Source organism: Bradyrhizobium nivariense (genome assembly GCF_029846695.2).
In the GTDB taxonomy this organism is placed as follows: domain Bacteria; phylum Pseudomonadota; class Alphaproteobacteria; order Rhizobiales; family Xanthobacteraceae; genus Bradyrhizobium.
This window is the reverse complement of the sequence record NZ_JARWCR020000020.1, coordinates 113,403-127,308: the sequence shown is the minus strand read 5'-3', so window position 1 is coordinate 127,308 and position 13,906 is coordinate 113,403. Positions and strand designations below refer to the sequence as shown.

General features: G+C 63.4%; 9 protein-coding genes. 8 read left to right on the top strand and 1 reads right to left on the bottom strand.

Features of this window, described 5'->3' with window-relative positions; translation table 11 throughout:
• Positions 1-90 precede the first annotated feature (90 nt).
• Positions 91-1,275: a cystathionine beta-lyase gene (gene metC / locus QCM77_RS18800; protein WP_279664650.1), complete on the bottom strand. Its 1,185-nt coding sequence runs from the start codon at positions 1,273-1,275 to the stop codon at positions 91-93.
• Positions 1,276-1,672: 397 nt separating this feature from the next.
• Here metC and QCM77_RS18795 point away from each other — a divergent pair, with 397 nt between their 5' ends.
• The 8 genes from QCM77_RS18795 (at position 1,673) to QCM77_RS18760 (ending at position 13,895) form a co-directional block, all read left to right on the top strand.
• Positions 1,673-2,689: an amino acid ABC transporter substrate-binding protein gene (locus QCM77_RS18795; RefSeq protein ID WP_279664648.1), complete on the top strand. Its 1,017-nt coding sequence runs from the start codon at positions 1,673-1,675 to the stop codon at positions 2,687-2,689.
• Positions 2,690-2,712: 23 nt separating this feature from the next.
• Positions 2,713-3,918, top strand: coding sequence for an amino acid ABC transporter permease (locus QCM77_RS18790; RefSeq protein WP_279664646.1), 1,206 nt, complete (start codon positions 2,713-2,715; stop codon positions 3,916-3,918).
• Entirely contained in the window at positions 3,915-5,435 is a 1,521-nt protein-coding gene (locus QCM77_RS18785) for an amino acid ABC transporter permease (protein WP_279664645.1), read from the top strand. The genes QCM77_RS18790 and QCM77_RS18785 overlap by 4 nt, the downstream gene beginning before the upstream one ends.
• Positions 5,436-5,446: 11 nt before the next feature.
• Positions 5,447-6,184, top strand: coding sequence for an amino acid ABC transporter ATP-binding protein (locus QCM77_RS18780; RefSeq protein WP_279664643.1), 738 nt, complete (start codon positions 5,447-5,449; stop codon positions 6,182-6,184).
• A 100-nt stretch (positions 6,185-6,284) separates the two neighbouring features.
• The gene (locus tag QCM77_RS18775) at positions 6,285-8,543 is read left to right on the top strand and encodes an O-linked N-acetylglucosamine transferase, SPINDLY family protein (protein WP_279684501.1); all 2,259 of its coding nucleotides are present in this window, start codon (positions 6,285-6,287) and stop codon (positions 8,541-8,543) included.
• A 61-nt stretch (positions 8,544-8,604) separates the two neighbouring features.
• Positions 8,605-10,848, top strand: coding sequence for an O-linked N-acetylglucosamine transferase, SPINDLY family protein (locus QCM77_RS18770; protein ID WP_279684500.1), 2,244 nt, complete (start codon positions 8,605-8,607; stop codon positions 10,846-10,848).
• 137 nt (positions 10,849-10,985) lie between these two features.
• Positions 10,986-13,226, top strand: a complete 2,241-nt coding sequence (locus QCM77_RS18765) for a tetratricopeptide repeat protein (protein ID WP_279664637.1) — start codon at positions 10,986-10,988, stop codon at positions 13,224-13,226.
• 135 nt (positions 13,227-13,361) lie between these two features.
• Positions 13,362-13,895 carry a DUF805 domain-containing protein gene (locus QCM77_RS18760; RefSeq protein WP_279664635.1) on the top strand — a complete coding sequence of 178 codons (534 nt, stop codon included), beginning with the start codon at positions 13,362-13,364 and terminating at the stop codon, positions 13,893-13,895.
• Positions 13,896-13,906: the final 11 nt, after the last annotated feature.

The following is a 13,906-nucleotide window of genomic DNA, read 5'->3' as shown; positions in this document are numbered from 1 at the left end:
TTGCGGATGCTGCACGTTCCCGCGGCGCGCGTTGGCGCGTCCGCCGGGCGCGATTGCCGCGTCCCGAGGCGCGATGCCTTGTGAGCAGGCTCACATTGCCGTCTTCAGGGCAGCGAAGCCGCGATCGAGGTCGGCCTTGAGGTCGTCGACGCTTTCGAGCCCGATGTGCAGACGCAGAGTCGGGCCGCCCGGCGACCACTTGGTCGCGGTGCGGTAGCTGTCGCAATCGAAGGGAATCACGAGGCTCTCGAAGCCGCCCCAGGAGAAGCCCATGCCGAACAGTTTTAGCGTGTCGAGCATGGTGTCGACCGCCTTCTGTGGCGTTGGCTTCAAGACGACGCTGAACAGGCCCGACGCCCCGGTGAAGTCCCGCTTCCAGATCGCGTGGCCCGGATCGGTCTCTAACGCCGGATGCAGCACGCGCGCGACCTCGGGACGGCTCGCAAGCCAGCGCGCCATGTCGAGCCCGGAGCGATGATGCTGCGCCAGCCGCACCGACAGCGTGCGCAGGCCGCGCAGCGCCAGGAAGACGTCATCGGGGCCGGCGCAGACGCCGAGCAGGCGGATGCCTTCGGCGATCTGCGGCCAGGCCTTGGCATTGGCCGAGATGGTGCCGAACATGATGTCGGAATGACCGCCGATATATTTGGTGGCGGCCTGCATGCTGATGTCGACGCCCTGCTCGAGCGAGCGGTGATAGAGCGGCGTCGCCCAGGTGTTGTCGTCGATGACGAGCGCGCCGCGCGCATGCGCGACGTCGGCGATCGCGCGGATATCAGGCATCTCGAACGACTGCGAGCCCGGCGCCTCCACCAGCACCGCGCTTGTGTTGGGCCTGAACAGCTTGTCGATGCCGGCGCCGATCATCGGATCGAAGTAGGCGGTCTCGACGCCGTAGCGGGTGAGCATGCCGTTACAGAAATTGCGTGAGGGCCGATAGACGTTGTCGCAGACCAGGATGTGGTCGCCGGCCTTCAGCACCGAGAGCAGGGTGGTGGAGATCGCCGACAGGCCCGACGGCACGATGCCGACGCCGGCGCATTGCGGACCCTCCAACGCCATCAGGGTCTCCTGGAACGCTCGGGTTGTCGGCGTGCCGTGCCGGCCGTACTGGAACTCGCCGCGATGGGCGTGCAGGTCCTCGGCGGTCGGATAGAGCACGGTCGAGCCGTGGAAGACCGGAGGGTTGACGAACCCCTTCTGCGCCTTGGTGTCGCGGCCGGAGGTGACCAGCCGGGTCTCGGCCTGCTGCTCGGAGGGGTTCGAGGATTCCATGCGTCTGCTTTCAAAAGCGCGTTTCCGCGAGGCGCGCGTGGCACCTTGCGGGCTGGCCGGAGGCCGCTGTCGTTAATAACAGAACACAGAAGAGTCCCGTCAACCCCTTGACCCGGCTCGCCAGTCGTTCTGAGATGCGCAGGTGCTATTCAGTCGCTGCATGTTGAGGGGCCTGCCGCGACCTTCGATCCATCGCCTGACCGGGCCTTGCGCCACAGCCGTAACGGCGGGCGCCTTTCGGCGGGGATTGAGGTAGGGCCTCCCGGGATCGGCGGTGTTCGGCAAGGTTTTCCAGCATGACTCTTGCAAGGCTGGTCTTGATACGGCTAGCCCTGGCAGAGACGATCCCAATGACAACGTTCCTGACCTTGAGACGACTTTGAAAGGCCTAAAGCCCATGAAACGCGTAACCTTGGCTCTCACTCTCGCTCTCGCCGCCGGCCTGACTGCCCAGGCCGCCGATGCGCAAACGCTCAAGACGGTCAAGGACCGGGGCATGCTGTCCTGCGGCGTCAGTCAGGGCCTGCCCGGCTTCTCCTCGCCGGACGACAAGGGCAACTGGACCGGGCTTGACGTCGACGTCTGCCGTGCGATCGCCGGGGCGATCTTCAACGATCCGACCAAGGTCAAGTACGTGCCTCTCTCCGCGAAGGATCGCTTCACGGCGCTGCAATCCGGCGAAGTCGATGTGCTGTCGCGCAACACCACCTGGACCATTTCGCGCGACACCTCGCTCGGCGCCAATTTCACCGGCGTGACCTATTATGACGGGCAGGGCTTCATGGTGAAGAAGTCGCTCAAGGTGAACTCGGCGCTCGAGCTCAACAGCGCCTCGGTCTGCGTCCAGACCGGCACCACCACCGAGCAGAATCTCGCCGACTACTTCAAGGCCAACAACATGAAGTACGAGGTGATCGCGTTCGGCACCAACGACGAAACGGTCAAGGCCTACGAAGCCGGACGCTGCGACGTCTTCACCACCGACCAGTCGGGCCTGTACGCCAATCGCCTGAAGCTTGCCAATCCCGGCGATCACATGGTGCTCCCGGAAATCATCTCGAAGGAGCCGCTCGGACCGATGGTGCGCCACGGCGACGACCAATGGTTCGACATCGTGAAATGGACGCTGTTTGCCCTGATCACCACCGAAGAGCTCGGCGTGACCGCGAAGAACGTCGACGAGAAGACGAAACAGGAAAATCCGGAGCTGAAGCGCGTCCTCGGCACCGACGGCAATTTCGGTGAACAGCTCGGCCTGAGCAAGGACTGGGTGGTGCGCATCGTGAAAGCCGTCGGCAATTACGGCGAAATGTTCGACCGCAACGTCGGCGCGGGCTCGCCGCTCGGCATCAATCGGGGTCTCAACAATCTCTGGAACAAGGGCGGTCTCCAGTACGCGCCGCCGATCCGCTGATCCGCGCGCACGCGCCCGCGGCGATGAGCACCGAGGCCCGCAAACCGCCGCCCCAGATCGCGCTGAAGATCAGGCGCGTGCTGGGCGGCAAGACAGGCTGGAACGGCATCGCCGTCCAGTTCGCGTTCGCGGCGATCCTGGGCTGGATTGCCTATGAGATCGTCTCCAACGCCCGCGCCAACCTCGAGAACCAGCACATTGCCGCCGGCTTCGGCTTCCTCGGGAACAACGCCGGTTTCGACGTCAATCAGACGCTGATTTCATATACCGGCTCGGACACGTTCCTGCGCGTGTTCCTGGTCGGGCTCCTCAACACGCTCGTGGTCTCGGTGGTGGGCATCGTCTTTGCCACCGTGATCGGCTTCATCGTCGCGCTGTGCCGGCTATCGCCCAACTGGCTGCTGTCGCGCGTCGGCGAGATCTATGTCGAGATCATCCGCAACCTGCCGCTGCTGTTCCAGATCCTGTTCTGGTACCTGGCGGTGCTCGCGGCCTTGCCCAATCCGCGACAGAGCATTTCGCTGCTCGGCATCGCCTTCGTCAGCAATCGCGGTCTCGTCATTCCCCGCCCGATCGGCGAGAGCGGCTTCGAGGCGTTTCTTGCGGTGCTGGCGCTCGGCATCGTGGCGTCGCTGGCGCTGCGCGTCTATGCGCGCCGGGCGCTGTTCGAGCGGGGTCAGATGATCCGGATCTGGCCCTATGTGCTAGGACTGCTGTTCGGCCTGCCGCTCGTCACCATCCTGGTATCAGGTCTGCCCTTCAGCTTCGAGTTGCCGCAGCTCAAGGGGTTCAATTTCGCCGGCGGCTCGCGGATCATCCCCGAGTTCGTGGCGCTGACACTCGCATTGTCCACCTATACCGCCGCCTTCATCGCCGAGATCGTGCGCGCGGGCATTCTCTCCGTCCACAGCGGACAGATGGAGGCGGGATCGTCGCTGGGCCTGAGCCGCGGCACCACGCTCCGCCTGGTCGTCGTGCCGCAGGCGATGCGCGTCATCGTTCCGCCGCTGACCAACCAGTACCTCAATCTCACCAAGAATTCGTCGCTGGCCGTCGCGATCGGCTATCCTGACCTCGTCTCCGTGTTCGCCGGCACGTCGCTGAGCCAGACCGGGCAGGCCATCGAGATCATCGCCATGACGATGGGCGTCTATCTCCTGATCTCGCTGATCACCAGCGCCGTCATGAGCGTCTACGGTTGGCGCGTCAGCCGGAGTCTCGGCGCATGAGCGATGTCACCTCGTCCAGTTTCGTCCGCCAGAACCTGCTCAATGAGCGTCCCGCGCCGGTGAAGACCACCGGCTTCATCGGCCTGGTGCGGACGCGCCTGTTCAACTCGCCGACCAACATCCTGCTCACGATCGTCGGCGCCTTGCTGCTCTGGTTCACCATCATTCCTTCCGTCAAGTTCCTGATGGTCGATGCGGTCTGGATCGGCAAGGACCGCACGGCCTGCCTCGCCGAGAACACCGGCTTTACGGTCGGTGCCTGCTGGCCCTACATCCAGGCCAAGCTGCCGCAACTGATCTACGGCTTCTACCCCGAGGCCGAACGCTGGCGCGTCAACCTCACGCTCGTCCTGGCGGTGGTCTTGTTGTTGCCGCTGCTCATTCCGCGCCTGCCCTCGAAAGGACTGAACGCCGGCCTGTTCTTCTTCGCGTTTCCGGTGGTTGCATTCTTTCTGCTGCACGGCGGCGGCATCAAGGGATTTGGCCTGAGCTGGACGGCCGGCCTGCTGCAATTGTTCGACGACAGCATCATCGGCGCCGGGCAGGCTCTGCTCGGTCTCGGCAAGACGTCCGCTGCCGCACCGCTGTTGTGGGTCGTTGGCAATTTCATCGTGCTGGTCGGTACCGCGATCTACTGGCTGATCTTTCCGCTGACCTGGCTACGTGACCAGCTCCTGGGCACGGGCCAGTCGGTCTGGGCCGATTTCGCCATCACGGCCGCGATCGTCTCCCTGGTCGCCTTCGTTCTCGGCGGCGGCGTTCGCACCGGCGGGCGGGCCCTGACATCCAGCATCGCCACCTTCGTCGCCATCGCAATCGTGATCAAGCTGATGGGGCTCGATCATGGCGGGCTACCGATCGTACAGACGAACCTGTGGGGCGGGCTTCTGGTGACGCTGGTGGTCTCCGTCACCGGCATCGTCACCTCGCTGCCGATCGGCATTGCGCTGGCGCTTGGCCGCCGCTCGACCATTCCGCTGATCCGGATCTTCTCGATCGCCTTCATCGAGTTCTGGCGCGGCGTGCCGCTGATCACCGTGCTGTTCTTCGCCACCTACATGCTGCCGCTGTTTCTGCCGGGCAATTTCACGGTTGATGGTCTCGTGCGTGCCCTGATTGGAATTTCGCTGTTCACGGGCGCCTATCAGGCCGAGAACGTCCGCGGCGGGCTGGCCGCGATCCCGCGCGGGCAGGGCGAGGCGGCTGCGGCCCTCGGGCTGTCCTGGTGGAAGACGACCTCGCTGATCGTGCTGCCGCAGGCGCTGCGCCATGTCATTCCGAACCTCGTCAACAGCTTCATTTCGCTGTTCAAGGACACGTCGCTGGTCTCGATCGTGGCGCTGTTCGATCTCCTGGGCTCGCTCCGGGCGTCGTTCTCGGATCCGAAATGGTCGTCGCCGTCGACCGCGTTCACCGGGTTCGCATTCGCCGGGATCATCTACTTCATCTTCTGCTTTGGAATGTCGCGCTACTCGCTCTTCGTCGAGCACCGCCTCAACGCTCACCGTCGCAACTGATCGAGCTCACCATGTCCGACCCCATCGTCAAGATTTCCGGCCTGAACAAATGGTACGGCGAGTTTCACGTGCTGCGCGACATCGACCTCGCGGTCGGGAAGGGCGAGCGCATCGTGATCTGCGGCCCCTCAGGCTCGGGCAAGTCGACGCTGATCCGCTGCATCAACGCGCTGGAGGAATTCCAGGAGGGCGAGATCGTCGTTGACGGCATCGAGCTCGGGCCGAACCTGAAGCACGTCGACGCCGTGCGGCGCGAAGTCGGCATGGTGTTCCAGAGCTTCAACCTGTTCCCGCATCTGACCGTTCTGGACAATTGCACGCTGGCGCCGATCTGGGTGCGGAACATCCCGAAGAGGGACGCCGAGGCGGCCGCGATGAAGTTTCTGGAGCGGGTCAAGATCCCGCACCAGGCCAACAAGTTTCCGGGTCAGATGTCCGGCGGGCAGCAGCAGCGCGTCGCGATCGCCCGCGCGCTGACCATGAACCCGAAGGTGATGCTGTTCGACGAGCCGACCTCGGCGCTCGACCCCGAAATGGTCAAGGAGGTGCTGGACACCATGGTCGACCTCGCCGAGGAGGGCATGACCATGCTGGTCGTCACCCACGAGATGGGCTTTGCCCGCGAGGTCGCCAACCGCGTGGTGTTCATGGATGCCGGGCAGATCATCGAAGCCAACACGCCCAACGAGTTCTTCGCGGCCCCGCAGCACGCCCGCACAAAACTGTTCCTGAGCCAGATCCTGCGCTGATCACCCGCAATCCGGTGGCGTCGCTGGTCTAACTGACCCACCAGCTTGGCACCATGCGAATCGGCTAGCCTCTTTTCGGGCCACACTCCGGAGAGAGACTTTGCAGAGCAGCGCCGGCGCGCGCGCATTCCAGAACGCGCGATTGCAAAAGAAGTTGAAGAAGCAGGCGGACGCCGTCATGTCCCTCGCGGTTCAGGCACTCGGGCAGGGCAGATATGCAGAGGTCGAGACGCTCTGCCGCGAGATTCTGAAGGAGGTTCCGGATCATTTCGACGCCGCGCACCTGCTCGGCCTGCGCGCGTATGATGGCGGGCGGCTCGAAGAGGCGCAACAGCTGCTCGAGCGCGCGACCGTGCTCGATCCGCGTTCGCCCGATGCCCATGGTAATCTCGGGGCAGTGTATTTCAATCTTCAAAAATTTCAGGACGCCCGCGCATGCCAGGAGAAGGCGATTGCGCTGAAGCCGAATTCTCCGATCGCCTTGACCAATCTCGGCAATACGCTGCTGCACATGGGCCTCGGCGAGCAGGCTATTGAGCTGCACGAACGCGCCATTCGGCTGAAGCCGGACTATGCCGATGCATTTTGCAATCGTGGCATGGCGGAGCTGATCAAGGGCCAATTCCAGCGCGCCAAGGAGAGTTTCGACCGCGCCCTCGTGTTTCAGCCGCGTCATGCGGAAGCGATCGCGGGCAAGGGCATGGTGTGCATCGAGCTCCGGCACTACGAAGAGGCGGCGGCAGCCGTCGCGGCGGGGCTGGCGATCAAGCCGGATTCACCGAAGATTCTGGCGCAGCGCGGACGGCTCAATCTCGATCTGTCGCGGCTGGAGCAGGCGCTCGCGGACTTCGATGCGGCGCTGGCGCTTTCGCCAAGGCTCGAAGTGGCCTTGCAGGGAAAGGCGCAAGTCAACATTCTCAAGGGCAACACGGCGGAGGCGATTGCAGCCGTCAAGACCTTGCTCGAGGAAAATCCGCGGTCCGACATCGGAGTTGCGCTCCTGGCTTCCTGCTATGCCAGCCAGGGAGACATCGCGACGGCGCTCGAACATCTCGACGCGGGGCTGGCCATCGCGCCTGATTATGCGGACTTGATCGGGCGGAAGATCTTCTTTCTGGACTATCTCCCCGACGCCGATTTTGCGGTCCAGCAGGCCGCGCGAAAACATTGGTGGGAAGCGATCGGCGCCAAATTGCCGCAAAGGGCGCTGTCGCCTCGCAAGCTCGATCCGGACAAGCGGATCTTGATCGGATATGTCGCTTCCGAATTCAGGAACCACTCGGCAGCGTTCGCTCTGTTACCGGTGCTGCGCCATCATGATCACGCCAGGTTCGAGATCGTCTGCTATTCGTGCTCGCCGCTACGAGATGAGATAACCGACAAATTCAAGTCGATGGCGGACATCTGGGTCGACGCCTGGCAGCTTTCGGACGATGAGCTGGCCGATCGCATCCAGGCCGACGGGATCGATATTCTGATCGACGTGTCCGGGCATTCGACCGGCAACAGGCTCCATGTCTTCGCCCGCAAGCCGGCCCCCATCCAGGTCACGGGTTTCGGACACGCCACAGGTACCGGCCTTCAGACCATGGACCATGTGCTCGCGGATCCCATCTTCATTCCGCAATCGGCGCGTCATCTGCTGGCCGAAAAGGTCTACGATCTGCCGTGCCTGATCACGATTGATCCCATCCTGGATGTGCCGCCTTCGGAGCCTCCCATGCTCCGCAACGGCTATGTGACCTTCGGCGTGTTCAACCGCATCTACAAGATCTCGGACGAGGCCATCCGCGTGTGGGCGAAAGTAATGCGCGAGGTGACCGGATCAAAGATCGTCATCAAGCATACCCTGCTTGACGATCCCTTGCTGCGCGACAGCCTGGTCGCGCGGTTCGTGACGCAGGGCATTGCCGAGGAGAACGTCATCTGCCTGGGCTCGACCTCGCGTCACGCGCATCTGCTGGCGTTTGCGAAGGTCGACATATCGCTCGATACGTTCCCGCAAAACGGCGGCGTCAGCACCTGGGAATCGCTCTATGCGGGCGTTCCGGTCGTGGCCAAGCTCGGCAACGGCGCCTCGTCGCGTGCCAGCGGGTCGATCGTGGCTGCCATTGGTCTCGACGACTGGGTCGCAGAGGACGACGACGGCTATGCCGCGATCGCCTGCAAATATGCGGCACAGCCGGCGCATCTGGCAAAGTTGCGCGCGGACCTGCCGGCCCGGATCGCGAGTTCGCCCGCCGGCAATGTCGAGCTCTACACGCGCGAGGTCGAAGCGGCCTACCGCCGGTTCTGGCGCGACTATTGTGCCGCGGCTCCGGAGCCCCGGGAAATCCCGGGGTATCACCGCGCCAGCTGACCGGCCGGCCAGGCTTGCGAATCAGTTAGACTCTCGCCGGGCCATCCTCCGGAGAGACACCTTGCAGAGCAGCGGCGCCGGCGCGCGCGCATTCCAGAACGCGCGATTGCAGAAGAAGTTGATGAAGCAGGCGGACGCCGTCCTCTCCGCTGCGGCCGCCGCCTATGGCCAGGGCCGATATGCCGAGACCGAGGCGCTCTGCCGCGAGATCCTGAAAGCGCTGCCGGATCATGTCGACGCTACGCACCTGCTCGGCATGTGCGCGCATGACGGCCGGCGCCTGGAGGAGGCGCAACAGCTGCTTGAGCGCGTGATTGCACTCGATCCGCGTCTGCACGATGCCCATAACAACCTCGCGACCGTGCATTTCGACCTCGGCAACTACGAAGAGGCGCGGCGATGCCAGGAGAGGGCCATCGCGCTGAAGCCGAATTTCGCCGTCGCGCTGACCAATCTCGGCAACACGCTGATGCATTTGGGGCTGTTTGGACGGGCGATCGAGCTGCACGAGCGCGCGATCAAAGCCAAGCCGGACTGTGCCGATGCGTTCTGCAATCGCGGCATGGTCGAGATGATGATTGGACAGTTCGCGCGCGCCAAGGACAGTTTCGATCGCGCCCTGCTGTTTCAGCCGCATCACGCGGAGGCAATCGTCGGCAAGGGCATGGTCAGCATGGAGCTCCGCCACCACGACGAGGCGGCAGCCAAGTTTGCCCTGGCGCTCGCGATCAAGCCCGGCTCGCCGAGGATTCTGGCCCAGCGTGGGCGGCTCCATTTCGAACTGTCGCGACTGGACCAGGCGCTTGCGGATTTCGATGCGGCGCTTGCGATTTCGCCCAAGCTCGAACTGGCCCTCCGGGGCAAGGCACAGACCTGCCTCCTCCAGGGAAAGACGGCGCAGGCCATTGCGGCCGCCACGACCTTGATCGAGCAAAATCCGCGCTCCGAGATCGGGGTGGCACTGATGGGATTCGCTTATTCAAACCAGGGAGAGATCGACACCGCGATCGAATATCTCGATGCTGCGCTGGCGATCAGGCCGGACTATTCGGACGCGATCAGGGGCAAGATCTTCTTGCAGGACTACCGCGCCGAGGCCGATTTCGTAGTCCAGCAGGCGGTGCGAAGAGATTGGTGGGACTTGATCGGCGCCAAGTTGACGCAAAGGCAACTGCCGAAGCGGCCGCGCGATCCGGAAAAGCGGATTGTGGTCGGCTATGTTGCTGCTGAATTCCGGCAGCACTCGGCGGGGCTCACCCTGCTGCCGGTGTTGAGCCATCATGATCACGCCAGATTTGAAATCATCTGCTATTATTGCTGGCCGGCACAGGATGAGTACACCGCCAAGTTCAAGTCGCTGGCGGACGTCTGGGTCGACGCCTGGCAGCTGTCGGACGACGAACTGGCCGATCGTATTCAGGCCGACAACGTCGATATCCTGATCGACGTTTCGGGCCACACGACCGGTAACAGGCTCCATGTTTTCGCGCGGAAGCCGGCCCCCATCCAGGTCACGGGCTTCGGACACGCGACGGGCACGGGCCTTCAGACCATGGACTATGTGCTCGCGGATCCCATTTTCATTCCGCCATCGGTTCGGCATTTGTTTGCCGAGAAAATCCACGATCTGCCGTGCCTGATCACGATTGAACCCATCTCGGATATGCAGCCTTCAGAGCTGCCGATGCTCCGCAACGGCTACGTCACCTTCGGCGTGTTCAACCGCATCTACAAGATTTCGGATGACGCGATCCGTGTGTGGTCGCGCGTGATGCGAGAGGTGCCGGGATCCAAGATCATCCTCAAGCACGGTCTGCTCGACGACCCCTTGCTGCGCGATAGCCTGATCGCGCGTTTCGTGGCGCAGGGCATTGCCGAGGAGAATATCACCTGCATGGGCTCGACCTCGCGCAATGACCATCTGCTGGCCTTTGCCGACGTCGATATTTCCCTCGACACGTTCCCGCAAAATGGCGGCATCAGCACCTGGGAATCGCTCTACAAGGGCGTTCCGGTCGTGGCCAAGCTCGGCAACGGCGCCTCCTCGCGTGCCGGCGCCTCCATCGTGGCCGCCGTCGGCCTCGGCGACTGGGTCGCCGAGGATGACGAAGGCTATATCGAGATCGCCTGCCGATATGCGGCGCAGCCCGCTCATCTGGCGAAACTGCGCGCGGATTTGCCGGCCCGGATTGCGGATTCGTCCGCCGGCAATGTCGAAATCTACACGCGCGAGGTCGAAGCGGGTTATCGCCAGTTCTGGCGCGACTATTGTGCCGCGGCTTCGGAAAGTGGCGACGTTGCGTAGGCAGCCCGCACGAAGCTGTTCCTGACCCGGTTCCTGCGGTGAGCACCGGGACATCCGGACGCTGCCGGTCGGGCTGACCGGCCGGCTAGGCTTGCGAATCAGCTAGACTCTCCCGGGCCATCCTCCGGAGAGAAACCTTGCAGAGCAGCGGCGCCGGCGCGCGCGCATTCCAGAACGCGCGATTGCAGAAGAAATTGAAGAAGCAGGCGGACGCCGTCATCGCTGCCGCGGCGAGCGCCTATGGCCAGGGCCGATATGCTGAGACAGATGCGCTCTGCCGTCAGATCCTGCAAGCTGTTCCCGATCATTTCGACGCCACGCACCTGCTCGGCCTGTGCGTGCGTCAGGGCGGGCGCCTGGAGGAGGCGCGACAGCTGCTCGAGCGCGCGATCACGATCGATCCGCGTTCGCACGAGGCCCATAACAATCTCGCGACCGTGCACATCGACCTCAGGCAATTTGAGGCCGCCCGCGGTTGTCAGGAGAAGGCGATCGCACTGAAGCCGAATTTTACGCTGGCCCTGACCAGCCTTGGCAATACCTTGCTCCACATGAGCCTGCCCGAACAGGCCATCGAACTGTACGATCGCGCCATTGCGCTGAAGCCGGACTATGCCGACGCGCTTTGCAATCGTGGCATTGCCGAGCTGGCGCTGCACCGGCTTGATCGCGCCAAGCAAAGTTTCGATCGCGCTTTGTTGTTTCAGCCACGTCACGCGGAAGCGCTCGTCGGCAAAGGCACGGTCAGTATTGACCTCAAGCACTACGATGAGGCGGAAGCCGCGCTCGCAGCGGCGCTCGCGATCAGGCCCAATTCGGCCAAGGCCCTCGCGCACCGCGGACGGCTCTATCTTGAGCTGTCGCGGTTGGAGCAGGCGGCCGCGGATTTTGATGCGGCACTTGCGCTTTCGCCCAAGCTCGAGGTGGCCTTGGAGGGGAAGGCGAAAGTCTCGCTCAACGCAGGGAATACGGCGCAGGCGATCTTGGCCTGCACGACCTTGCTCGAGGAAAATCCGCGCTCCGCGATCGCGATGACGCTGCTGAGTGCCTGTTTTGCACAGCGGGGAGAGATCGCATCCGCGATCGAACATCTCGACGCCGCGCTGGCAATCACGCCGGATGCGGACTTGATCGCGCGGAAGATCTATTTTCTGGACTTTCTCGCCGATGCCGATTTCGCGGTCCAGCAGGCCGCGCGAAAACATTGGTGGGAAGCGATCAGCGCCAAGTGGCCGCAAAGGAAGCTCTCACCCCGGCAGCTCGATCCTGATCGGCGGATCGTGATCGGTTATGTTGCGGCCGAGTTCTGGTACCATTCGGCGGCATTCGGCCTTTTGCCGGTGCTGCGTCATCATGATCACGCCAGGTTCGAGATTGTCTGCTATTCGTGTTGGCCGACGCAGGATGAGATGACCGCCAAGTTCAAGTCGATGGCGGACGTCTGGGTCGACGCCTGGCAGCTTTCGGACGACGAACTGGCCGATCGTATCCAGGCCGACAAGGTCGATATCCTGATCGACGTGTCCGGGCATACGACCGGCAACAGGCTTCAGGTCTTCGCGCGGAAGCCCGCTCCCATCCAGGTCACGGGTTTCGGACACGCCACAGGTACCGGCCTTCAGACCATGGACTACGTGCTTGCGGACCCGATTTTCATTCCGCAATCGGCTCGCCATCTGTTGGCCGAAAAGGTTCATGATCTGCCGTGCCTGATCACGACCGATCCCATCCTGGATATGCCGCCTTCGGAGCTTCCCATGCTCCGCAACGGCTATGTGACCTTCGGTGTGTTCAACCGCATCTACAAGATCTCGGACGAGGCCATCCGCGTGTGGTCGAACGTGATGCGAGAAGTAACCGGATCGAGGATCATCATCAAGCATACCCTGCTTGACGATCCCTTGCTGCGTGACAGCCTGGTCGCGCGGTTGGTGGCACAGGGCATTGCCGAAGAGAATGTCACCTGCCTGGGCTCGTCCCCGCGCCACGAGCATCTGCTCGCCTTTGCGAAGATCGACATTTCCCTCGACACGTTCCCGCAAAACGGCGGCGTCAGCACCTGGGAATCGCTCTATGCGGGCGTTCCGGTCGTGGCCAAGCTCGGCAACGGCGCCTCATCGCGCGCCGGCGGCTCCATCGTGGCCGCCGTCGGTCTCGACGACTGGGTCGCCGAGGATGACGAGGGCTATGCCGCGATCGCCTGCAAATATGCGGCACAGCCGGCGCATCTGGCGAAGTTGCGCGCGGACTTGCCGGCTCGGATCGCGAGTTCGCCCGCCGGCAATGTCGAAATCTACACGCAAAGGGTCGAGGCCGGTTATCGCCAGTTCTGGCGCGATTATTGTGCCTCGGCTTCGCAGGGCGGCGAGGGCGCCTGACCCTGCCGTCCCCGGCGAAGCCTCAAATTGCGCAGGCCAGCTTAGTCTTCCGGAAACCATGCGCCGGCGCGCGCCCGTATCGGTTCATGGCTGCGAAAGCTATTTCTGTGCATATGGCGCCCAAAGGGTGCGCCAATGCTCGGTTTCGTCTTCGGCTTGAACGCGCGGCTCGGGCGATTGCATTTCTTCCTCGCCTCGGTCGCGCTTGCGATCGTGATGACGGCGATCTGCTTTGCGATCGCGATGGTCGTGCTGCGCAACACCTCGCCCGGCGCGATCCGGCCGGAAGACCTCACCAGGAGCTGGGCGATCATCGCTGCGATCGTCTTCTTCGTAGCTGCGACCTTCACGCTGCAATCGATGCGCATCCGCGACATCGGCTGGGACCCGGTCTGCGTGATTCCGGCCTGGTTCGCGTTTATGATCGTCGACCATGTCGTCGCGGGCCGGTTACCGGCCTGGGCGATCGGGCAGGAGCACCAGGCAACGGCGGTCGGCGCGCTCGTCAATCTCGCGCTGATGCTCGCTCTCACGTTCTGGCCGAGCGGCGACAGCGAACACTCCTACGGCACTCCCCTCCCGCCGCGCACGCGCAAGGTCAAGCCCTCGCTATCGAACGAGCGTCTCGCGCGGGTGTCGCAGGGATCGTCGCGGCCGACCTGGAGCTAGACGGCCCGCTT